A 23,152-nucleotide genomic window follows, 5' to 3' on the forward strand; every position below is an offset into this window, starting at 1 on the left:
AGTCGCTCCTCGTCGAATGTTCGGATGACTACCATGGGGCGGTGCCGGATGTCTATTAAGAAGAAATTGATTCTGTCCAATATTGCCATGATCGTCGTTCCCTTCGCCATGTTTCTATTGATCGAGTTCATCGCCGGGTATATTTTGTTCTACGCGCTGGAGCGCAACTTTCAAGCGGACCTTCAGCTGTTTACGACGATCCGGGTGACGGGCTTGCTTGTTGCCATAACGGTTTCAAACGCGATCATCACGACGGTTGTTTCCAGAAGCATCCTGCGGCAGGTCGGGATGCTCACCAAGGCGGCAAAGGAGATCGCGCAGGGCAATTTGGCGTTTTCCTTAACGGCAAGCAGCAACGACGAGCTCGGCGAGCTCGCGTCCCTCTTCGAGCGCATGCGGGGCAAATTGCTGGAAGCCAAGGAGCTTCAGTCCAAGTACGAGGAAAATCGCAAGGAGCTGATCGCCAGCATTTCGCATGACCTGCGGACGCCGATGACCTCGATCAAAGGATATGCGCGGGGGATTATGGATGGCGTGGCCCATTCGCCCGATAAGGTGGAGCACTATGCCCGAATTATTTATATGAACGCCGGCGCGATGGAGAAGATGATCGACGAGCTGTTTTTGTACTCCAAGCTTGATCTCCAAAAGGTGCCGATGGTGCTCGAGGAAGTCGATCTGCGGCCGTTTTTGGCGGACTACTTGGAAGAGCTGCGCTATACGTTCGAACCGGACGGGGGACAAACGATTTTCAAATACAACCGCGACGAATCGTATGTCGTCATGGCGGACCGGACTCAAGTAAGGCGGGTCGTGGAAAATATCGTTCAAAACAGTCTGAAGTATATGGACAAGCAACCAAAGGTGATCGAGGTCAGGCTGAGCTCCGAGCCCGGTCAAGTAAGGGTCGAGGTAGAGGATAATGGGAGCGGAATTTCCGCGGAGTCCTTGCCGCACATCTTTGACAGCTTTTACCGGGCGGATGCCGCCCGGAACTCGTCGACCGGCGGAAGCGGACTCGGGATGGCCATTGCCAAGCAAATCATCGAAGCTCATGGCGGACAGATAGGGGCGGCAAGCGAAATCGGGTCCGGTACGACGATTTTTTTCCGTCTGAATAAACCCGGGAGATGAGGGAGCACGGTATGCCGAAAATATTAATTATTGAGGACGAGCGGCACATCGCCGAACTGGAGCGAGACTACTTGGAGTCTTACGGGATCGAAAGCAGCATCGCGCTTACCGGAGAAGAAGGCTTGCAGAAAGCGCTGTCTCACGCGTATGACCTCATTCTGCTGGATCTCATGCTTCCGGGAATCGACGGCCTCGAGCTTTGCAAAAAAATTCGGAAAGACGTCGACGTTCCGATATTGATCGTTACCGCGAAACATGAGGATATCGATAAAATTCGCGGGTTTGATCGCGGCGCGGACGACTACATCGTGAAGCCGTTCAACCCTAACGAGCTGGTTGCCCGCGTAAAAGCGCATATCGCCCGATATAATCGCCTTATCCAAAGGGACGGCGATCGCCATGTGATCAAAATCGGCGAGCTGACGGTAGACACTCGTTCCCGCCGCGTGTTCGTCCAAGGAGTCGAACGAACGTTGACGGCCAAAGAATATGAGCTTCTCGTCTTCCTGGTATCCAATCCCAATAGGGTGTTCAGTAAAGATCATCTGTTTGAACGGATTTGGTCGGCGGATTCCGTCGGCGACAGCTCGACCATCACCGTTCACATCCGAAAAATTCGTGAAAAGATCGAAGAGGATCCGTCCAACCCCCAATATATCGAGACGATTTGGGGCGTCGGGTACCGTTTCAGAAAAGAATAAGGTTTCCATTGGCCTTGGAGCGGATATTTCTTAGCTCGGGGCTTTTTTTATTTAAGAATGGCTTAAGAAATGCAAAATAGTTTTTCAACAACTGGCCGTTATGATAAGAGCTGTCAGACCGACCATAGCCAAGTCCAAGGAGGAACCGATTCATGAAAATAAAGCTTCCGATTTTGACCGTCACGTCGCACCTTTGGGTGCAGTGGATTTTGTTAGGCTCCATGCTGCTGAACACCTTTATGGTGTACCCGAATATTTTTCACGATATTCCGAACTCGCTGGAAACCGCGATGGATTTCATGAAGGTCGCAAGTCCTCACACTTATTTTCCGCCGCTGGGGTTCATCAGCTGGGTAACGGGCATTATCGCCGTTCTGTTCAGCTGGCGCCGGAAGAACGCGCGGATGTGGATCGTCTTGAGCGTACTCATGATGTTCGCGGAAGGGGCGGCCTCGGTCATTTGGGAATGGCCGCGAAATGAAATCATGTTTATCGAAGGAGCGGCCGTGCATTCCGCGGATGTTCTGCAGCAAGCTTATAACGAATTTATTATCGTCCATTGGTTCCGCTTATTGTGCAATGCGGCCGGATCGATTTTCATCTTCATGGGATTTTTAAATGTTTTCCGTCAGAGCGAACCGAAATCAGAAGTATAATGCCCGAGAGGTGATGCGTCATGCAGGATCTGCACCAAGCAATCGGCCAAACCTTGACCTTCGCGGACGGAAACGCGGTTACGCTTCAACACTACGGCACGGATCGCGAAGGAGAGTATTTGCGATTGGAGCATGCGATCGTTCGCCCGGGCGCCATGAATGGACCGCATTCGCATCCGATCCTTCAAGAAACGTTTTCGATTGTCGAAGGGAACATGCGCTTCCTGATCGATGGGAAGACAATCGTTGCCGGACCCGGGGAGTCGGTCCGGATTGAACCCGAGCAGGTTCACCAGGCATGGAAGGAGGGCGCGCCCCTATTGCGCGTCATGCACGAAGTTCGCCCGCCCGGCCTGCACTGGAGCATGTTCAAGCTATTGCACAAGCTTGAAGCCGAGGGGAAGCTGAACGCCAAAGGGATTCCGAGCAATCCGCTGTGGCTGGGGCTTCTTTGGAAAACGATGGACGGATATATCGAAGGGCCCCCCAGATGGATGCAGCGCATCGCTCTGGGGGGGTTGGCCAAGATCGCGGCTGCGATCGGGTACCGCATGTAACGGTCTCCGGATGAACTTACCGAAACCGCTCGAAAGCAGTCGATAAGACTGCTTTTTTGCGTGGGGCTGGATGGACGCGCTGCGGGCGGTGTTGCGCCGATCGGGCGGAAATGAGGTGCTCGTATCGGCGCGCCGTCTGCCCGTCGCCGCCCCGGACCGACGCCCGGCTCAATAGCCGTCCGTCGTCCGGCCCATCTCGTCGGCCATCTCGACGCCCTGCTGCCCGGACGGCGAGCCTATCCGCCCGTCGGCCGCCGAGGCGGCCTTCGCCAGCGACTCCGCCACCCGGCGCCCGTACTCGGGATCGGCCTCCGTGAAGTAGCCGATCATGCGGTCGCGAATGTCCGGCCGGCATACGCGCAGCGCGTCGGTCAAGTTGGCGATCAGCTCGTCGCGCTCCCAATCCTCGAAGCTGCGGTACGTCTCGCCGGCCTGCTTGAAGTCGTTCGTCCGCTCGATCCGGCTGCGGACGAGCTTCGCGTCATAGGCGGGCTCATGCTCTCGCCCGGCCGGCGTCGCCTCCCGCAGCCCGCCGATCGACGACGGCTCGTAGTTGACGTGCGGGCTTTGCCCCGGCGCGCGGTCGACGAAATACGTCATTTGCCCGTCGCGCTGGTTCGTCGCCACGCGTTTTTTCGGCGCGTTGATCGGCAGCTGCAAATAATTCGTGCCGACGCGGTACCGCTGCGTGTCCGAATACGAGAACGTCCTTCCCTGCAGCAGCTTGTCGTCGGAGAAGTCGAGCCCGTCGACGAGGACGCCGGTGCCGAACGCCGCCTGCTCCACTTCGGCGAAATAGTTTTCCGGGTTTTTGTTCAGCACCATCTTGCCGACGGGAAGGAACGGGAACTTGTCGCGGTCCCACAGCTTCGTCGGGTCGAGCGGGTCGTAATCGAGCTCGGGGTGCTCGTCGTCGCTCATGATTTGGACGAACAGCTCCCATTCCGGATAGTCGCCGCGCTCGATCGCCTCGTACAAGTCCTGGGTCGCATGGCTGTAGTTTTTGCCTTGGATTTGCTCGGCTTCCCGCTTGGTCAAGTTTTTGATCGGGACGCGGACCGGCTCCCAATGGTACTTCACGAGGACGGCCTGACCTTCCGCATTGACCCATTTGTACGTGTTGACGCCGGAGCCCTGCATTTGCCGGTAGTTGGCGGGAATCCCCCACGGGGAGAACAGAAACGTAATCATGTGCGTCGCTTCCGGCGAATTGGAGACGAAGTCGAACATCCGCTCCGGATCGGACAGGCCGGTTACCGGATCGGGCCGGAACGCATGCACCATGTCGGGAAACTTTAGCGGATCGCGAATGAAAAAGATTTTCAGGTTGTTGCCGACGAGGTCCCAGTTGCCGTCCTCGGTGTAAAACTTCACCGCGAAGCCGCGCGGGTCGCGCAGCGTCTCCGGCGAATGGCCGCCGTGAACGACGGTCGAGAACCGGACGAACACCGGCGTCCGTTTGCCGGCTTCCTGGAACAGCTTCGCCCGGGTGTACCGGGATACCGGCTCGTCGCCGACTTTGCCGTACGCCTCGAAGTAGCCGTGGGCGCCGGCGCCGCGCGCGTGGACGACCCGCTCGGGGATGCGCTCCCGGTCGAAGTGCGATATTTTCTCGAGAAAATGGTAGTTTTCCAGCGTCGAAGGTCCGCGGCTCCCGACCGTCCGTATGTTTTGGTTGTCGGAGATGGGGTGGCCTTGGCGGTTCGTGAGCGTCATGTCGTTCTCACCGGTGCCGAGGCGCGAGTCCGCCGGGCCGCCGGTTCCCGAAACGTGCGTGCCGTGCGTCTGATCCGAATTCATGAAAGTGAGCCTCCTTGGGGCGATGAAATGGCAATAGCACCATTTTTTGCCGAGAGGAGCCGGATTATGCACGTGAGCCGGTCAAGGCAGCAGCTCCAGCAGCCGCTGGGCCGCTGCGGAGAGCGGGACGTCGCGAAGCGTGACGAGGCCGACGCTTCGCGGCGGCAAGGGGGGATCGAGCGGCAGCTCGGCCAGTGTGCCGTCGGCGAGCTCCGGCGCGACGAACTCGCGGATGACGCAGGCGGCGCCGAGGCCGATGCGCGCGAATTGGACGAGCAGCTCGATGCTGCCGAGCTCGATCTCCGGCCGGATGCGGACGCCTTGGCGTTCGGCGAACGCGTCGACGTAACGGCGAATGCTGCTTCCGCGCTCCAGCAGCAGCAGCGGCAGTCCGGCCAGCTCGTCCCATGACCGGGCCCGGCCCGCCTCGTCGGCGCGGCTCCCCCCGACGACGAAGCAGTCGTGCAGCGTCAGGCTTTCGCGGATGCGCAGCTGGCGGTCGTCGAGCGGCAGGTTGACGATGCCGAAGTCGATCCGCCCTTCTTTGAGGAGTGCGATCGTCTCTCGCGTCGTCCGGTTCGTCACCTGGATTTTCACGTCCGGATAGCGCCGATGGAACGATTCGAGATGCGGCAGCAAGTAGTAGCGGCACAGCGTGTCACCCGCGCCGATCTTCACTTCGCCCGCCATCAGGTTGCGCATTTCGGCGATTTTTTTCTCCCCGTTCTCGAGGAAGTGGTGCGCCTGGGAGACGAACTTCAGCAGCGTCTCGCCTTCGGCCGTAAGCTTCACGCCCCGCGGCGTGCGGAAAAACAGCGGACCGCCGAGACGCTCCTCCAGCCGTTTGATCGCGTGGCTGACCGCAGGCTGCGTAACGAACATATTGTCCGCCGCCTTGGAAAAGCTGCCCGTCTGCGCGACCTCGTAAAAGGCGCGATACCATTCCATATTTTCGATCACGATATCAATTCCTTTTATAGCTGAGATTAGTTATTGTCATTTTATTTATAACGATACCGCCATTATAATCGGTATTGCAAGACGAACACAACGTCGAAAAGGAGCGGATCATCGATGCCGGTTACGGCGATAGTCGGAGCGAATTGGGGAGACGAGGGCAAAGGGAAAATAACGGACGCCTTAGCGGGGCGGTCGGAGGTCGTCGTTCGTTTTCAGGGAGGAAGCAACGCGGGGCATACGATCATAAACGAATACGGCAAATTCGCGCTGCATTTGCTGCCGTCGGGCGTGTGCCGGCCGGGGACGGTCAATGTGATCGGGCCGGGCGTGGCGTTTCACGCCGGAGACTTTTTCGCGGAGCTGGACGAATTGGCGCAGAGAGGCGTCCCGACGCCGGAGGTGAAGCTGTCCGAGCGGGCGCAGCTCGTTTTGCCGTACCATCGGCTGTTCGACGGGCTGGAGGAGGAGCGGCTCGGGGCGAGGCAGTTCGGGTCGACGAAAAAAGGGATCGCGCCGTTTTACTCGGACAAATACTTGAAGCTCGGCGTGCAGGTCGCCGATTTGTTCGACTGCAACCGGCTGCTCGATCGGCTGCAAGCGGGCGTCGAAGCGAAAAACGTGCTGCTTCGCCACTTGTACGGCAAGCCGGAAATCGACGCCTCGGCGATCGCGGAGGAGCTGCTTCGCGACGCGGAGCGGCTCGAGCCGTACGTATGCGACACGACGGAGCTGCTGCAGGAGGCGTGGCGGAACGGCCGGCGCATTCTCGTCGAAGGCCAGCTCGGCGCGCTGCGCGATCCGGACCACGGCATCTACCCGTACTCGACGTCGTCGTCGACGCTGGCCGGCTTCGCGACGGTCGGTGCCGGCTTGCCGCCGTACGCGATTGATCGCGTCATCGCGGTGACGAAGGCGTACTCGAGCTGCGTCGGCGCCGGTCCGTTCGTCAGCGAGCTGCATGGCGACGAAGCCGAGGAGCTGCGCAAGCGCGGCGGCGACGCCGGCGAATACGGCGCGACGACGGGACGGCCGCGGCGCGTCGGCTGGTTCGATGCGGTAGCGACGCGCTACGGGGCGATGGTGCAGGGCGCGACCGAAATCGCGCTGACGAACCTCGACGTGCTCGGCTATCTCGACCGCATCCCGGTTTGCGTCGCGTACCGGACGGCCGACGGCGAGGTATCCGGCCGCTTCCCGGCGGGAGCGCGTCTGGAGACGGCGCAGCCGGTGCTCGAGACGATGCCGGGATGGAAAACCGAAATTTCCGACGTGCGCTCGTTCGACGACCTTCCGGCCGAGGCGCAGTCGTATGTGCGGCGGCTGGAGGAGCTCATCGGCGTGCCGATCCGGCAAGTATCCGTCGGCCCGCGCCGGGAGCAGCTGTTCGAGCGATGAAGGCGGCCGCGATGGAGCGGGGCGGGAAGGAGGACGGCGTGCGGCGAACGAGCTGCGCGCTGTTCGACTTGGACGAGACGCTGTTCGATCACGCCTATTCGTGCAGGCAGGGCATCGAGGCGATGAAGGAGCGGTACCCGGCGCTGCGGCGATTGCCGACGGAGGAGCTGGAGGCGATCTTTTGGCGGCATCTGAACGGGCGGTACGGGGACGTTCTGCAAGGGCGCGTCGGCATGGCGCAAAGCCGCCTCGAACGGATCGCCCTTCTGTTCGAGGCTTGCGGCGTCCGGGCGAGCCGGGAGCGGACGGAGGAGGCGGCCGCCCTCTACGTGAAGGCGTACGAGCGCTCGGCGCGGGCGATTCCCGGAGCGGCGAAGCTGCTGGCGGAGCTGAGGCGTGCCGGCTGGCGCGCGGCGGTCGTCACGAACGGCTTTGCGGCCGTGCAGGCGGCGAAGCTGGAGCGGATCGGCCTCGCCGGAGCGATCGACGCGCTGGTCGCCTCCGAGCAAGCCGGAGCCGCCAAGCCGGACCGGCGCATCTTCGAGGCGGCGCTTGCGCGCTGCGGCGCACGGGCGGACGAAGCCGTCATGATCGGCGACCTGTGGGAGACGGACATCGTCGGCGCGGCCGGTGCGGGCATCCGCCGCCGCATTTGGCTCAACCGGCGAGGCGATCCGGTGCCCGATCCGGCGCTGGCCGAGACGGTGCGCGAGCCGTTGGAGGTACTGCGGCTGCTGCTGTCGTGAAACGGCCGAGGGGCAACGGCGCGGTTGATTCGGACGACTCGGTCCGTTACAAATCCTTCTAATTTCTGATTCGCCGCTCGTGCTGCTTGTTTAACTTGGTAACTCCTCGGCACGAGCAGATTTTAAGACCGGCATTCCCCTTTGCTGCATCGCGCACTCGGTTCCTGCGCGGAAAGAGCCGCCCCACAAGGTAGGGCGGCTCTTTTACTAGGCTGTACGAGCTTATGGGTCTAACTATACCCCGCCCGGTGCCGAATAAAAACAAAAGGTCAGATTTTTTAGCGGTTATCTTCGTCGAGTATGCCGTACCAATATTAGGATGCGGGTGATAAAATGTTGAATTAACTGATTTTAAAAGTGAGCAGGTGATGGAATGTTCGGTATAGCGATTGTACTGGTGCTTGGTTCAGGCTTCCTCCATTCGATATGGAACCTGTATACAAAGAAAAGTCTTAATAAAAATGTTTTCCTTTGGTTTTGTCAGCTTGTCGCCATCATCCTATATTTACCTTGGACGATCTTTGAATGGGACAGCAGTCAACTGGCTGGAACAGGCTTACTGGTAGTCGCTGCATCCATGATCCTGCACGGACTGTATGTTATACTACTCGCGGCGACGTACACCGTGGGAGACCTGTCGCAGGTTTATCCCATTATGAGGGGCACAAGCCCATTATTAGTACCCTTGCTCGGAGTGACTTTACTTGGTGAGCAATTAACTGCCGGGGGATGGTGCGGCGTTATTTCGATTGTTCTAGGAATTGCTTTGGTGAGTAATATAAAGTTCAAACGCAATGAACCGTCATCATCAAAAGCACCTCTCTTGGCATTAGCGGTGGGAACATGTATTGCTGGCTACATCGTCGTGGATAAAGTCGCCCTAAATTATGTATCGGCAGTTGTATTAAACGAAGCGACTAACATTGGAAACCTATTGGCCCTTTCATGGGCGACATTTACTTCGGGCGGAATACGCAACGAACTAAAAGCAAACTGGAAAATCATGCTGCTCGGCGGAATTATCGCACCGGGAGGGTACTTGCTCTTTTTATTCGCCCTGTCGTTCGCACCAGTAGCACAACTTGCTCCAATGAGGGAGATAGGGACTGTCTTCGGAACGGTGATGGGCATCTTCATTCTTCGAGAAAAACAAGGAACAAGGCGCATACTCACCTCCTTTTTAATTACCGTTGGAGTCATTATTCTTGGTATTTGGGGGTAGTTTAAGCAAACATTATTCCTTCGGACACGTGCATGCTTGTTATCGCTGTCAACGTCACAGGTGGATTCGGTCGGTGGCAGGTTTGCTTATAGTGTCAGCGGTACGAAGCCCGGTCCGTTCCTTCAAAATTCCATTCTTCGTTAAAAACAAAGAAACCCGTCGTCCCGGAAGGACGAGGGCTTCACCAAGCTTCGGGCACCCGGCCTTCAGGTGCTCGTTGTTTTGCATTCGTCTTTTTTGTCCGGCCCATCCCCACCGGCACGAACCGTCTTATCGTCAAATTTCCACTTTGATGACGATCTTCTTCACCGGCGCCGGTCCATCGACGGCGATGCCCGGCATATGGACGTCCTGCGGTGCGAAAAAGGCGAAAAACCCTTCGCGCAGCTCGAAAAACGTGCCGTCCGCCGCAAACAATGCGTAGTCGGAGTCGCCGTCGTACGCCTTCGCGACCTCGGCCGAACCGATCGGCGCGTAGCCGCACGTCTCCCGCCCGCGCACGATGCACTGGATGTCGTAATACCGCCGGTGCGCTTCCCAGACGCCCTGCTCCCGCGGCTTCGTCTCGTATTCCTGCACGATCGCGTACAGGCGGGCGCCGTCGATTTCGTATTTGCCCGGCTCGAGCCGGCCGACGTCTTGTCCGTTCAAAAACTCGACCGCTTGCTTGAAGCGGGGGTGCAGCCCGGCGTATTGGCCGAGATTGGCGATGGAATCCAGTATCAATTCGATCTCTCCCATTGGACATAGTAGCGTGCGCAGGACGCATGCCGGTTTCGAGTTCATTGTAGTGGCTGGGAGCCGGAATGTAAAGACGATTTCGCGGGGCGACCCGTTGTCCGGATACGGTGCGCGCTCCTGCCGGGAAAGGCGTGAATAACGGAACGGCGGCCGACGCACAATACAGGCGAACGAACGGTTGGCAAAAGCAGGGAGGAACCATTCATGAAACGTACCATACGCCGAGGCGTCGGCATCGGCATGCTGGCGGCGGCGTTGACGCTGTCCGCGTGCGGGCGGGATCAGACGGTCAAGGTCGGCATCGAGAACAATTTCCGTCCGTTCACGTATACGGAAAACGGCGAGAACAAAGGCTTCGAGGTGGAGCTGTGGGACGCGATCGCGAAAAAGGCCGGCATGAAATACGAGCTCGTGCCGATGGGTCAGGGCGAATTGTCCCAAGCGCTGCAATCCGGCAAAGTCGATCTTGTCGTCGCGGGGATGACCGTGAACAAGGCTCGCAAAGACAATCTGGCGTTCTCGGACCCGTACTTCCAAACGGGCTTGGTCATGCTGACCGCCCAAGACAATACGGACATCGGCGGCAAGGACGATCTGAAAGGAAAGACGGTCGCAACGAAGCTCGGCTCCACCGCTTATACGTACGCGGGCGGACTCGGGACGCCGAAGGAGGTCGTCGGGTACCCCGACATCGACGAGGCGTATGCGGCGCTCGCGTCCAAGCGGGTGGACTGCGTCATTTTCGACGAGCGCAACGCCCGCGAATACGTGCAAGGCCGCGGGCAGGACAAAGTGAAAATCGTCGGGGAGCCGTTGAACAAGGAAAGCTACGCGATCGCCGCTCCGAAAAAGAACAAGCATATCGGCCCCATCAACGGCGCGATCGAGCAGGTGGTCAAAAACGGGACGTATGAAACGCTGTACGCGAAATGGTTCGGCGGCAAGCCGAACAAGCTGCCGGGACAATAACCCGGTCGCGCGCATACGAACGGAAGAGGGCAGCCGAAGCCGGCTGCCCGTTTTGGCGTTGCAAAGCGAAGCGCGAACGCGTGGCGTAAAGAAACCGTCCGAACGCGCGGGTTTGCGCCGCGTACCGTCACGGCCCCGGACATCCGTCCGAGTGCGGCTCGGATGCGAGGCGCCGGTTACACGCCCGCCGCTTCGTAGACGAAGCGGTAGCCGCCCGAGCCGAGCGTGAGCCGGACGCCGTCGTCCGTTTGCCGGCAGTCGGCTACGCCCTCCGCCTCCGCGAGCGGGCGTCCTCCTTCCGCCACGCCGGACAGCGCCGCGCCCGGCAGCACGACGTCCGCCGTCGTATTCGGCGGCACGACGACGTCGACCTGCAGCCGTCCGTCCGCCAGCCGCCTCCAGCCGGATTCGATCGTGCCGTACATCGAATCGTGCGCCGCGTGCGCATAGTCGAATCCGCTCGCGGGAAGCGGCCGGATGCGGATCCGCTTGTAGCCGGGCGCGCTCTCGTCCGTATCGAGACCGGCGAGCGCTTGATACAGCCAATCGCCGATCGAGCCGTAGGCGTAATGGTTGAACGAGTTCATGGCGTCGCTCCAGAGCGAGCCGTCCGGCTTGATGCCGTCCCAATGCTCCCAAATCGTCGTGGCTCCTTGGAGCACCGAGTAAAGCCACGACGGATACTCCTGCTGCAGGACGAGCTTGGCGGCCGTCTCGTGATAGCCGCTGCGGGAGAGGGCGTGACACAAGTACGGCGTGCCGACGAAGCCGGTCGTCAGATGGAACTTGTTGTCCTCGATCATCTTCGCGAGCGTAGCGGCCGTCCGGCGGTATGTCTCTCCGTCGACGAGATCGAAGGCGAGGGCGAGCGCGTGCGCCGTCTGCGTCGGGGAGATGAGACGCCCGTTCGGGGTGACGAACTCGTTGCGAAACTCGCGGACGACCCGTTCACGGATCGTCCGGTATGTCTCCGCGTCCTCGGCGCGTCCCAATACTTCGGCCGTTTTGGCGACCAGTCCCGCCGAATGCGCGTAAAACGCGGTAGCGATCAAATCGGTCGGCGTCGCGCCGACGTAGCTGCCTTCCTTGGCGTCGAGGCCGAGCCAATCGCCGTAATGGAAGCCGGTATTCCACAGCCACTCGTTGTCGCCCTGCCGACGGATATAGTCGACCCAAGCTTTCATGCTGTCGAACTGCTCCTCAAGCACCCGGGTATCCCCGTAGCAGACGTACAGCGTCCAAGGGCAAATGACCGCGGCGTCGCCCCAGGCGGACGACGAATTGCGATTTTTTGGCAGCGCGTTCGGAATGACGGCGGGCACGCTGCCGTCCTCGAACTGATCGGCTTTCAAATCGCCCAGCCATTTCGTGAAAAACGGCGCCACGTTCATCAGGAAGGCGGCCGTTCGGATGAACACCTGGGCGTCGCCGGTCCAGCCGAGCCGTTCGTCGCGCTGCGGGCAGTCGGTCGGCACGTCGAGGAAATTGCCCTTTTGCCCCCAGAGAATGTTATGCTGCAGACGGTTGACGAGCGGCTCGGAGCATTCGAACCGTCCGGTCGGCTCCATGTCGGTATGGATGACTCTCCCCGTAAAGTGTTCGAGGTTGATTTCGCCCGGATAATGCTCCAGCTTCACATAGCGGAACCCTTGGAACGTAAAGTGCGGTTCGTACGTCTCCGGTCCTCCGCCCCTGCACACGTATTCGATCGTCTGCTTCGCCTTGCGCAAATTGCCCGTGTAAAAGTTGCCGTCCTTGTCGAGAATTTCCGCATGGCGAATGACGATCCGGTGCCCGGCTTCGCCCCGGACGGTGAACCGGAGCCAGCCGACCATGTTTTGCCCCATATCGATCACCGTTTCGCCCGCGGGCGTACGGATGAGGCCGACCGGGCGGATGTCCTCGACGATCCGGGACGGTTCGTTCTGCTGCGCGATCAGCGTCCGTTTGTCCGCATCCAGCGTCTCCACCGGCACCCAGCCGGCGTCGTCGAAGTCCGCGGTCGCCCAATCCGGACGCTCCAGCCGGGCGTCGTACGTCTCGCCGTGATAAATTTCCGACAGCCGAATCGGTCCCGTCGCCATCGTCCAGGAGCCGTCGGATCGGACCGTCTCTTCGCGCCCGTCTTCATACGTCAGATGCAGCTGGACGAGCGCCGCCCGCCGGTCGCCGTACAGGCCGCGTTCGCTATGCCAGCCGATGTCGCCCTTGTACCAGCCGTTTCCCGTCACGACGCCGATCGCGTTCCGTCCGTTTTGGATCATCGGCGTCACGTCGTACGTCTGATATTGAAGCCGGTTGGCGTAGCTGGTCCAGCCCGGCGCGAACAGCGCGTCGCCGACCCGCTCGCCGTTCAGGTGCAGCTCGTACAGCCCGTGCGCCGTCGCGTAGATGGTCGCCCGCTTCAATCCCGGACCGGCGTCGAACGTTTTCCTCGCGTAGTCGGCCGGCTCGGCTTCCGCGCCATCCCGCTTCGGTGCGGAAATCCATTCGGCCGTCCATTCGGAGGCGTCGAGCAGCCCCGTTTCCCAATAGGCCGTTTCGCTCCAGCCGGACTCCGTACCGTGCCGGTCCCAGATGCGCACGCGGAAAAAATACCGGGTTCGCGATTTCAGCTGCGGCCCTCCGTATTCGACGTGAACCGAGCGATCCGATGCGACTTTGCCCGTGTCCCAGACGACGGCGGATTCGAAGCGGTCGTCGCCTTCGGACACCTGGATGCGGTAAGCCGCCTGCGCGACGCCGCGCCGTCGAGATTGGATTCGCCAGCCGAGCCGCGGCTTCGCCGCGTCGATGCCGAGCGGATTCGTCCGGTATTCCGCAACCGGCTTGATGACCTGCAACTCGTTCATACGTTCACCTCTTCCCGAAATTGATTTCATTGTAGTACGGCGGCGATTTCGAAATAGGGGTTGAAACAGACTTTTTTATAGGGCTATACTGACATCAATACGAGTGAACGGAGGGGCCGCCATGACAATCCGCAGGCCGGTATATGCGCTGCGAGGGCAGTCGTTTTTCGGGCGCGATTTTCCGGTCTTCGTCAACCGGGCGAGCGAGACGTTCGATCTGGTCGAGCATTCCCACGATTTCGCGGAAATCGCCTACGTGGCCGAAGGGAAGGGCTTTCATTATATCGGCGATCGGGTCATTCCGGTCCGCAAGGGAGACCTGTTCTACATCCCCGTCGGGATGTCCCACGTCTTTCGGCCTTCGGACGGCTCGGCGAAGTCGCCGCTGATCGTCCATAACTGTATTATCGGGCTGGAGCTGTTCGACCGGATCGTCGCGAGCCATTCGCTGCTGCTGCCGGAGGAGGAGACCGGCGCGCTGGTCTCCATCCGCAATCGGACGGAATGGCTGCGCGCGGAGGAAGGCACGTCGGACGCGCGGCACGTGATGGAGCGGCTGTACGCGGAATACGCGGCGAAGCGGGAAGGCCGGGCGCTCATGATCGTGACGTACGTCGTCCAGCTGCTGCTCGTCTTGGCCCGCTCCGTTCGCGACGCGGACCGGGGGCAATTCGCCGACGCGGACGTCCGGATGGAGCGGGCAATCCGGCTCATCGCGAGCCGCCTCGACGATCCGCCGCCGGTGTCCGAGGTCGCGGCTGCGGTCAACATCGGCCCGCGTCATTTCCATCGGCTGTTCAAGCGATCGACGGGGCAGACGTATACCGACTACGTCCACTCGCGGCAAATCGAGGCGTGCTGCGAGCAGCTTCGCGCGACGGACCGCAAAGTGTACGAAATCGCCGAGTCGGTCGGCTACAAGGACCCGAAATATTTTCACGTCTTGTTCAAGCGCAAGACGGGGCTGTCGCCGCGCGAATACCGGAAGAGGAGCCGCGGCGTTCCGGAGACGGAGGGAGAGGAGCCGGCGCCCGATTGAGGGCGGCACGAGGAACAAGCCTCCTTCGGCTGCAGCGGTTGTACCGACGATCCGAGAAGCGAAGTGGAATGGGGACGCGGGCCTTTAGGCGAAAAAGTGGGTTGCATTAGCGGAACAGCCGTGCTAGTATCTTCCCAATATCCAAATATTGCTTTACAAAGCTGCGATGGGAAAGAGTAGTCGGAGGATTCTTGAACAGAGAGCCCCTGCCTGGCTGAGAGGGGGCCAAGAGAAGTCCGATGAACATGGTCTCTGAGCTGCGCTTCGAAACCTCATGGGGAGTAGGATGCGACGGGTGCACCCGTTATCGTGCTAGGGTATAAGCAGCAGCACGTTTCGCCGCCGTACCGGAGATGAGGTTCATGCGCGAAGCATGGATGAATGTGGGTGGTAACACGGAGATAAACTCTTCGTCCCTTTTACGGGACGGGAGTTTTTTTATTTTAAGGAGGTCGCGATATGGAAAGAAAAGAGACGTTTAACGAAGTGGCGCGCGAATACGACAAGTACAGGCCGAGCTATCCGAAACCGTTGTTTATCGACATCGTGAACTACGCGTCCCTAAGGACGAGCGACCGCATTCTCGAAATCGGCTGCGGCACGGGCCAAGCGACAAGCGGTTTTGTGGAGTTGGGCTATGAGCGGATAACGTGCGTGGAAAGAGGAAACGAGCTGGCGAACCTGGCTCGCGCGAAGTTTAAGGATAAGCCGGGCGTTACCGTTATCGATTCCGAGTTCGAAGCTTGGCGGAGCGATGGGGCGAGCTTCGATCTGGCCGTATCCGGTACGGCGTTTCATTTCATTCAGCCGCAATCGTTCGGATACCGCAAAGTGTTCGATTTGCTCCGCGCCGGCGGGGCAACCGCCTTCTTTTGGACGGTTCATGTGCCGGCGTTCAACGACGTATGGAATGCCATACGGGAATGCTACAACAGGCACGCGCCCCAGCTGGACGACTCGAACGCTCCGTCCGTCGAAGCCGTGATCGGAGAGAGGGCGGACTTGACCTTGAAGGACGGGTTGTTTCATAAGCTGGAAGTTAAAACGTACCGATGGGACGACACTTACACGGCCAGCGATTATGTGTCTTTGCTTAACACGAATTCCAGGCACCGGTTAGTGCCGGAGAAGCGGCGCTCCCGATTGTTCGAGGAAATTGGGGAAACGATCGAGAAGCACGGCGGGTCCGTTGTCAAGCCGCAGGCGATCGTCCTGTTTCTCGCTAACAAGAACCGATATTGAACAGTGCCGCATCGATAAGAAGCCGCCGGCCTCGGGCCGGCGGCTTCCTCGACCCGATCGGCGGGTCAAGCCAAATCTTCGGACGATGTGTTCGGGGAAGCGGACACATCGTTCAGGTTGGCGACGGCCGCTCCGCAGCGGACGTCGTTTTGGATCCGGGTCAACAAGGTAACCGAGGCGGCGACGTTCAAGCCGTAGCGCACCTTCTTCTTGCCCGGCTCCGTCCGGACGACGTTGCCGACGATCCGGTCGTCCGAGCACGTGCCGGTCAGCGCGATGCCGTCGTACGTGCCGTCGCCGGATTGCCCGGCGTTCGCGATCGAGTTGTTCGCGACGACGACCCGCTTCGCGTTGTTCAGCTGGATGCCGTGGAACGCGGCGTCGCGGATCATATTGTCCGCGACGATCGCGTCGGAGCAGTCGGTGACATAAATGCCGTTTTTGCCCGCGCCCTCCAGCAAGTTCCCGGTGACGACGCAGCGGTCGGCGCGAAGGCTGATCGACTGGCCGCCGATTCGCTTGAACACGTTGCCCGCAATGACGATTTTCTCGCCGTTTCCTTCGGGGAACCCTTCGACGTAGATGCCGTTGTTCGACGACGTATCGATGATGTTATGCTCGATGACGATCGAGCTGGCCGGCTGCACCGGATGGTAGACGCCGGCGTCGTCCCGCGACGAGGCGGAGGTGGCGGCCGGAGTGGAGACGAAGATGCCGCCGCTCACCGACTTCATCTGGTTGCCCGCGATGACGGCGTTTCTCCACTTGAACGGCCGGATCGCCCAGTACGACGATCGCTCCATCACGTTGTCCCGGACGATGATGTGGTCGAAGTACGCGTCGGGGTAGGCGCCGTGGGCGCCGACGCCGCACGGCCACGGCACGGTGCCGGGCGTTCCGCTGGCGCCGAAGAAGCAGTTCGTCACCGTCACGTGGTGCGTCGGCGTATGGTCGGCCGCTTGTCCCGCGAATCCGGCTTTCAGCGCCGGCTCGAGCTGGATCGCCTCGGAGTAATACTGGGACGTGTACATGAAGCCGACGAACCGGCACCGATCGAACAGGACGTGGCGTACGCCCGTCAGCTCGGCGCCGTGGCCGCTCTGCGTATCTTTGATCGTGACGCCGCGCAGCGTGATGTACTCGGCGTGAGCGAGCGCGATCCCGTTGCATACCCTTGGCTGCCGAGTCGCATTGCAATCGAGGACGCCGCCTTCGATCGTAATGCGGCCGTTGCCGTCGTAGCCGTAGAAGACATCCTCCTTCCGGTAATTGCGCATGACGTTGCCGTCATGGTCCCGGAGCAGCACCGTGTCGTCGTCCATGACGAGGCGGGTGTTTTTCGAAATGTACAGCTCGCCCGTCATCCGGTACGTGCCCGCCGGAACGATTACGGTCGCGGCCGGCCAGCGGAGCGACTCGTTCAGGGCGGCCTGCAGGGCGGCCGTATCGTCGGCCGTGCCGTCGCCTTTCGCCCCGTACCATCTCGCGTTCACCGTATAGGCGTCGACGACACGCTTGAATCGCGCGCCGGAGGCGCCGACGAGGACGGTTCCGGTATTGTCCGCGGATTGCGAATCGTTCGGATCGTGGAGGAAAAAGCCTTCTTGCCCGGCGTCGGTGACATAGTAGGCGGCCGCCGCCTGCGGCCGGTCCGTCTGCCGCAGTTCGGCAATCGTCGTCGCGATGCAATAATTCAAATCCATCAGTTCCTTCGGCAGCAGCGAAGGATTCTGCCCGTAAGTCGCCTCGGTTACGGTCCGGCCCTCGGCGCCGCCGGCGTACGCCGACATCGCGGCGGCCGCTCCGGCCATCCCGAGCGCGGCCAGCAGCTTGCGGCGGCTGATCGACCGTCCGGCCTCCGGATTCGTTCGTGCGGATTCGTTTTTCCGGTTCATACTTCATAAACCTCCTCGTCGATGGGGATGTCCGATGATGAGCGATGATGCCCGTGTTCATTTATGTAACTAAAATGTAAAGTTTTGCGCGTTATTTCGTCAAGGAGGCACTATGGAGAAAACCGCGGAAACGTTGGAATAATCAACGGCACCTTTATTAATTTCTTGTAAATACGCGCGATATGCGCCGGTAAATGACGGTTGACACCGCCCCTCGTCTCGGCTACTCTTAAAGTAACCAAACGAGCAAAATCGAGTTTAAATGAACAATTAAACGCATATGCGCCAATCAAGGAGGGACGGCATGCTGCCCGTAGAACGAAAAATGCGCATCGTCGAGTACGTCAAGCAAAACCGGGTCGCGACCGTTGCCGCACTCGCCAAGCAGTTTCAGGTTCACGAGGCGACGATTCGGCGGGATCTCGCGGAGATCGAGATGGAAGGGCTGCTGCGCCGGACGCACGGCGGGGTCGTCGTCGATCGGGGAGCGAACAGCGAGGCTTCTTTCTCGGAGCGGGCTCACGAGCAAACCGAGCAGAAGGAGCGGATCGGGAAAGCGGCGGCCGCGCTCGTCGAGGACGGGGACCATGTCATTCTCGATTCCGGCACGACCACGATGCATATCGCCCGGCACCTCCAGCACCGTTCGGGGATTACGGTCGTGACGAACGATATCAATATCGCCGCGGAGCTGAAGGACGCGCCGGGCATTACCGTCATCGTGACGGGCGGGCTGCTGTACCGTTCCAGCTATATGCTGAACGGGATGTTTACCGATCAGGTGCTCGGCACGCTGCACGTGCAGAAGGCGTTCATCGGGACGCCGGCGATTCACCCGAAGCACGGACTGACGCACCCGGAAGCCCAGCTCGTGCCGACGAAGCAGGGGATGATCCGGGCGGCGCAAGAAATTATCGTCGTGGCGGACGACACGAAGATCGGCAAGCTGTCGCTTCATACGGTCGCCCCGATCGAGGCGCTGCACCGATTCGTAACCGGGTACGAGGCGACGGAAGCGCAGACGCAGGCGTTCCGCGAATCGGGCGTCGACGTGCTGCAGGCGTGACCCTCTCATCGCGCGGGAAACGCGACGGCCGCATGGAGAGGAGGTGAGAACAGATGACATACGAATTGAACACCGCAAGCACGACGGGCGATGCGAGCGGAACGGACGGAGCCGTCACCTCCCGGGCCTACCGGCTCGTTAAGGCCGGTGTCGTGGAGGAGACGATGCTTAGGCACCCGGTGCCGGAAGGCCACGTCGTCGTGGAGCCGACGCTCGGCAGCATTTGCCACGCCGACCTGCGCTACTTTACCGGCCAGCGGAGACCCGAGGCGATGGCGCGCAAGCTGCCGATGGCGCTGATTCACGAAGGGATCGGCACGATTGTGCGGGACGACTCCGGACGGTTAAAGCCGGGCCAACGCGTCGTCATCGTGCCGAGCATGCCGGGTTATATGCTGAACGGGACGAGCGCGGACGAATGCTGCCCCGTCTGCCGGGACCGGCTCGGGGACAATTACTGCGCCCACGGCAAATTTTTGGCGAGCGGGACGGACGGCATCGCCCAAGACCGTCTCGTCGTACCGGCGGCCAGTGCGATCCCGGTGCCGGACGACATACCGGACGAAATCGCCGTCCTGTCGGAGCTGTGCTCCGTGTCGTACCACGCGCTCAGCCGGGCGGGCGATCGGCTGTCCCGGGGAAAGGCGGCCGTGTTCGGCGACGGGCCCGTCGGCTATTTGACGGCGGCGATGCTGCACCACGTATACGGACTGGGCCGCGACCGGCTGCGGGCATTCGGAGCGATGCCGGAGAAGCTCGCCGAGTTCGGCTTCGCCGAGCGGTCGCTCGTGCAGGAGTACGATTTCGGGACGGGAGAGGGCGTGGACGTCGCCGTCGAATGCACGGGCGGACGGTTCAGCGAGAGCGCGGTGAACCAGGCGATCGAGCTGCTCAATCCGGGAGGCGTCCTCATTTTGATGGGCGTTACCGAGGAGAGGGTCCCGATCAATACCCGGGACGTGTTGGAGAAAGGCATAACGATGATCGGCAGCAGCCGGAGCTCGGCGGCCGACTTTATCGGCGTGCTGGAGGCGATGCGGGATCCGGCTTGCCGGGCGACGCTCGCGCGGCTTTTGCCGGACCGCCCGAAGACCGTTTCGGCGGTCGGGCATTTCGTGGACGCCATGAACGAGGCGGCGGCCCATCGCGAATGGAAAAAAACGGTACTGGCGTTCCGTTGGCGTGACGCCGGCGAAATCGCGCAGTACCCATAGACAAAAACAAGGTGCTCTCTTATTGTACTAGATAAAGAACGAATTCGAAATATGCGCGAGACATGTGACGGTTATCCGTCACATGTTTTTGCCGCCTTTTACGCAAGCGCTTTCTTTTTGTAAAGACTTTGTAAACGTCATGGCGATACCGTACGCGCAAGGACGGGCGAAAGGAGAGGTGACCGTGAGAAGGCTCCGCCGGCCGATGTCGATCAAATCCAATTTGCTGCTGTTTTTTTTCGTCTTTTTCTGCATCCCCTTTTTGGCGTTTTGCCTCGTCTGGTATGCCAAATCGGCGGAGACGATCGAGGAGAGCGGGATTTATTACAACGAGCAGCTGATCGGGCGGGCGAACGCGCAGCTGGACGACTATTTCGCCGCCATCAAGGCGGACACGATGGCCATTCCCGGCCACCCGCTCGTTCAGGAGTTCATCAAGCTCGATCCCGCCAACGCGTACGACATGTACCGGTTGAAGGCGCGGCTCTCGAACGAGCTCGTGCCGAATTTGCGCAACGACATGTACGCCTTCTCCATCGTTTCCGCCAAGGGCGCCTATTTCGGCGATTTTCTGACGCACCCGTGGGCGTCGGGGCCGTACGACATGCCGCTGCTGGACGAAAGCTTCCGCATTCTCGGCATTACGGAAAAAGACGGGGTCGCCGTCCTGACCGTCTACCGGAAAATTGTCGACAACGTCACGTACGAGCCGGCCGGCGCGGTCGTCATGGGGCTGTCGCTCCAGCCGATGATGAAAATCGCGGACATCAAGCCGTACGGCAAAACCGGAACGATCGCGATAACGGACGAGGACGGCCAAATTTTGTACCACACGGATCGCGGGAAATGGGGGACGTTTCTGCCCGCCGATTGGACTTCGGAGATGAGCGGGGACGGAGGCCGGCTCGTCCGGGACGGACCGGAAGGCCGGAAAATGATGGTGTACCAGTCGTCCAAGCTGACGCGCTTCCGCGTCCTGTCGGAGATGTCCATGCACGAGCTGCTCGGCGGGCTGCCGCGTCTTCAGCTGCAGACGCTGCTCGTCGGAGCGCTCATCCTCGTATTGGCCTTTCTCGTGTTTTATCGGATGTTCCGGGAGGTGAAGAAGCTGCTCGTGGAAAACCATACGGCGCGCATGCGGGAAAAGGAGCTCGAGCTGAAGCACCGGGAGGCGCTCCTGTCCGCCCAGCAGTCCCGCATCAATCCGCACTTTTTGTACAATGCGCTTGAAATCATCAATTCCTATGCGGTGCTGGCTCGCGTCAAGCCGATCAGCCGGATGACCGTCCATCTGTCGAACTTGTTCCGCTACAGCGTGAGCAACCCGTCGCAAGTCGTCACGCTGCGGGAGGAGCTTGATCATATATGGAGCTATATCCGTATTCAGGAGCAGCGGTTCGAGGAGCTCAAGTTCGAGGTGGACGTCGACGAGTCGATGCTGGACGGCGTCTACTTGTTCCGTCTTACCGTGCAGCCGCTCGTCGAAAACGCGTTCCGGCACGCCTACGAGAAGCACGGCTTGACGCCGGGGAAGATTCTGATATCCGGCGTCGCCGAGGAATCGCTGTTCTCGCTATACGTTCGGGACGAAGGACGAGGTATGGCCCCGGAGTTGGCGGACAAGTACAACGAAGCGTTCGAGACGGTGACGGAAGGCAAAATGCTCCGGCCCGGCTTCAGCCCGTTTCGCGCGATCGGCTTGTGGAACGTCCATACCCGGCTCCGCCTCGCGTTCGGCGCCCCTTACGGGATCAAGATCGCTTCTTCCGGCGAGCGGGGGACCGTGTTTCAGATGAAGCTTCCTTACTTGAAAGGGGTCGTGAACGATGTACAAAGTGCTGATTGCGGATGACGAGCGGATGGTGCGGCTTAATTTGCGCACGCTGATCGAGCGGGATTCGGAAGGGTTCACCGTCGTCGGCGAGGCGAAGGACGGCGAGCAGGCGCTGCAGCTGTCGCTCGCCCTGCGGCCCGACCTGCTGATCACCGACATCCGGATGCCCGGGCTGGACGGACTGGAGCTGATCCGCAGCTTGTCGGACCGCGGTCCCGGGCGCGAGTACCTCGTCGTCTCCGGCTACGGCGACTTCGAGTACGCCCAGAGCGCGCTGCGCTGCGGGGTCGCCGACTATTTGCTGAAGCCGATCGATCCGGACTATTTCGTAACGGTCATGCGGAAGGTGGGCGAGCGGCTGAATCGGAAAAGCGGGAGCGGCACCGCTCCGAAAGACTGGATGTGGCCGTGGAAAGGGTACGCCGAGCGGGCGGCGAAGGCGATCTGGCAGGCGAACGAGGAGGAGCTTCGGAGCGAGCTGGAGCGGATCCGCGCCCTGCTCGTCCCCGAACGCGACCGGACGCCGCCGGAGCTGGCGGAGCGGTTCGCCTACTATACGGTCGTGCTGAACGGCGAGCTGCGCGAGCGGAACCAGAGCGCGCTGCCGCTTGCCGACGTGGCGCTGCCGGAAAGCGCTACCGATAACGCAGAGCTGTTCGAGGCGATTCGAGCCGCGCTGACCGGCCTGGTCGAGCAAATCCGCGCTTCCCGAAACTGGTGGACGTACAACCGGATGATCAAGAGCGTGACGGCGTTCGTCGAGCGGCATTACGCCCGGGCGGACCTTTCCTTGAAGGACGCCGCCGACCATCTCGACTTGTCGCCCAACTATTTCGGCATGACGTTCAAGCGGGAAACCGGCGTTTCGTTCAACCAGTTTTTGACCCAATACCGGATGGAGAAGGCGAAGGCGCTGCTCGCGCACCCGTTCGTCAAGGTGTACGAGGTCGGGGAAGCGGTCGGCTTCGAGGACTACGCGTACTTCTCCAAAACGTTCAAAAAGCATACCGGCTTCTCCCCTTCGGAATACCGGAAATGCACGGCCGCCGAAGCCGGCGAGCCGGTGCGGAATCGTACAAGTTTTCGTTGATTATTCCATGTTAACCCGCCCGGACGGCTTCTATAATCA

At 60.5% G+C, this 23,152-nt stretch carries 19 protein-coding genes and 1 other annotated feature; of the genes, 14 read left to right on the forward strand and 5 right to left on the reverse strand.

Annotated elements, in window-relative coordinates; genetic code table 11:
- The first annotated feature begins 48 nt into the window (after positions 1-48).
- From DLM86_RS16655 to DLM86_RS16670, 4 genes are all read left to right on the forward strand, one after another.
- Positions 49-1,134 (forward strand): sensor histidine kinase, encoded by a 1,086-nt coding sequence (locus tag DLM86_RS16655; RefSeq protein WP_110841180.1) that lies wholly within the window; start codon positions 49-51, stop codon positions 1,132-1,134.
- Positions 1,135-1,145: 11 nt separating this feature from the next.
- Entirely contained in the window at positions 1,146-1,835 is a 690-nt protein-coding gene (locus DLM86_RS16660) for a response regulator transcription factor (protein ID WP_110841181.1), read from the forward strand.
- Positions 1,836-1,987: 152 nt separating this feature from the next.
- Positions 1,988-2,491, forward strand: coding sequence for a hypothetical protein (locus DLM86_RS16665; RefSeq protein ID WP_110841182.1), 504 nt, complete (start codon positions 1,988-1,990; stop codon positions 2,489-2,491).
- 20 nt (positions 2,492-2,511) lie between these two features.
- Positions 2,512-3,048 (forward strand): cupin domain-containing protein, encoded by a 537-nt coding sequence (locus tag DLM86_RS16670; RefSeq protein ID WP_110841183.1) that lies wholly within the window; start codon positions 2,512-2,514, stop codon positions 3,046-3,048.
- Positions 3,049-3,216: 168 nt separating this feature from the next.
- Here the strand turns inward: DLM86_RS16670 and DLM86_RS16675 are convergent, their stop codons facing one another.
- Together DLM86_RS16675 and DLM86_RS16680 are read right to left on the reverse strand one after the other, a co-directional pair.
- Positions 3,217-4,848: a catalase gene (locus DLM86_RS16675; protein WP_110841184.1), complete on the reverse strand. Its 1,632-nt coding sequence runs from the start codon at positions 4,846-4,848 to the stop codon at positions 3,217-3,219.
- Positions 4,849-4,929: 81 nt separating this feature from the next.
- Positions 4,930-5,808 (reverse strand): LysR family transcriptional regulator, encoded by an 879-nt coding sequence (locus DLM86_RS16680; protein WP_110841185.1) that lies wholly within the window; start codon positions 5,806-5,808, stop codon positions 4,930-4,932.
- 114 nt (positions 5,809-5,922) lie between these two features.
- Between DLM86_RS16680 and DLM86_RS16685 the strand changes: the two genes are divergently transcribed.
- The 3 genes from DLM86_RS16685 (at position 5,923) to DLM86_RS16695 (ending at position 9,171) form a co-directional block, all read left to right on the forward strand.
- Complete coding sequence (locus DLM86_RS16685; RefSeq protein ID WP_110841186.1) at positions 5,923-7,203, forward strand: adenylosuccinate synthase; 1,281 nt, start codon at positions 5,923-5,925, stop codon at positions 7,201-7,203.
- Entirely contained in the window at positions 7,200-7,949 is a 750-nt protein-coding gene (locus tag DLM86_RS16690) for an HAD family hydrolase (RefSeq protein ID WP_110841187.1), read from the forward strand. The genes DLM86_RS16685 and DLM86_RS16690 overlap by 4 nt, the downstream gene beginning before the upstream one ends.
- Positions 7,950-8,322: 373 nt before the next feature.
- Positions 8,323-9,171, forward strand: a complete 849-nt coding sequence (locus DLM86_RS16695; RefSeq protein ID WP_110841188.1) for a DMT family transporter — start codon at positions 8,323-8,325, stop codon at positions 9,169-9,171.
- Between the two features lie 276 nt (positions 9,172-9,447).
- On the opposite strand, the gene DLM86_RS16700 is transcribed toward DLM86_RS16695, so the two are convergent.
- The gene (locus DLM86_RS16700; RefSeq protein WP_158289509.1) at positions 9,448-9,897 is read right to left on the reverse strand and encodes a NanQ anomerase/TabA/YiaL family protein; all 450 of its coding nucleotides are present in this window, start codon (positions 9,895-9,897) and stop codon (positions 9,448-9,450) included.
- Positions 9,898-10,116: 219 nt separating this feature from the next.
- Here DLM86_RS16700 and DLM86_RS16705 point away from each other — a divergent pair, with 219 nt between their 5' ends.
- Positions 10,117-10,881 carry a transporter substrate-binding domain-containing protein gene (locus DLM86_RS16705; RefSeq protein WP_110841190.1) on the forward strand — a complete coding sequence of 255 codons (765 nt, stop codon included), beginning with the start codon at positions 10,117-10,119 and terminating at the stop codon, positions 10,879-10,881.
- A gap of 176 nt (positions 10,882-11,057) precedes the next feature.
- On the opposite strand, the gene DLM86_RS16710 is transcribed toward DLM86_RS16705, so the two are convergent.
- Positions 11,058-13,733 (reverse strand): glycoside hydrolase family 78 protein, encoded by a 2,676-nt coding sequence (locus DLM86_RS16710; protein WP_110841191.1) that lies wholly within the window; start codon positions 13,731-13,733, stop codon positions 11,058-11,060.
- Positions 13,734-13,854: 121 nt separating this feature from the next.
- On the opposite strand from DLM86_RS16710, the gene DLM86_RS16715 reads away from it, so the two are divergent.
- Positions 13,855-14,772: an AraC family transcriptional regulator gene (locus tag DLM86_RS16715; protein ID WP_110841192.1), complete on the forward strand. Its 918-nt coding sequence runs from the start codon at positions 13,855-13,857 to the stop codon at positions 14,770-14,772.
- Positions 14,773-14,926: 154 nt separating this feature from the next.
- Positions 14,927-15,193 (forward strand) — a binding site (T-box leader).
- Positions 15,194-15,231: 38 nt separating this feature from the next.
- A complete protein-coding gene (locus DLM86_RS16720) occupies positions 15,232-16,014 on the forward strand; it encodes a class I SAM-dependent methyltransferase (protein WP_110841193.1) in 783 nt (260 codons plus the stop codon).
- A 65-nt stretch (positions 16,015-16,079) separates the two neighbouring features.
- Here DLM86_RS16720 and DLM86_RS16725 read toward each other — a convergent pair whose 3' ends face one another.
- Positions 16,080-17,909, reverse strand: a complete 1,830-nt coding sequence (locus DLM86_RS16725) for a right-handed parallel beta-helix repeat-containing protein (protein ID WP_110841194.1) — start codon at positions 17,907-17,909, stop codon at positions 16,080-16,082.
- A 304-nt stretch (positions 17,910-18,213) separates the two neighbouring features.
- On the opposite strand from DLM86_RS16725, the gene DLM86_RS16730 reads away from it, so the two are divergent.
- The 4 genes from DLM86_RS16730 to DLM86_RS31750 all read left to right on the forward strand — a co-directional run bounded on the left by DLM86_RS16730 (position 18,214) and on the right by DLM86_RS31750 (position 23,113).
- On the forward strand, positions 18,214-18,975 hold the full coding sequence (locus DLM86_RS16730; protein ID WP_110841195.1) for a DeoR/GlpR family DNA-binding transcription regulator: 762 nt from the start codon (positions 18,214-18,216) through the stop codon (positions 18,973-18,975).
- Positions 18,976-19,028: 53 nt separating this feature from the next.
- On the forward strand, positions 19,029-20,189 hold the full coding sequence (locus DLM86_RS16735) for a zinc-binding dehydrogenase (protein ID WP_110841196.1): 1,161 nt from the start codon (positions 19,029-19,031) through the stop codon (positions 20,187-20,189).
- A gap of 184 nt (positions 20,190-20,373) precedes the next feature.
- Complete coding sequence (locus DLM86_RS16740; protein WP_158289510.1) at positions 20,374-22,041, forward strand: sensor histidine kinase; 1,668 nt, start codon at positions 20,374-20,376, stop codon at positions 22,039-22,041.
- Positions 22,016-23,113 carry a response regulator transcription factor gene (locus DLM86_RS31750; RefSeq protein ID WP_146250228.1) on the forward strand — a complete coding sequence of 366 codons (1,098 nt, stop codon included), beginning with the start codon at positions 22,016-22,018 and terminating at the stop codon, positions 23,111-23,113. Before DLM86_RS16740 ends, DLM86_RS31750 begins: the two co-directional genes overlap by 26 nt.
- Positions 23,114-23,152: the final 39 nt, after the last annotated feature.

The organism is Paenibacillus flagellatus, from assembly GCF_003217775.1.
Taxonomy (GTDB): domain Bacteria; phylum Bacillota; class Bacilli; order Paenibacillales; family NBRC-103111; genus Paenibacillus_AB; species Paenibacillus_AB flagellatus.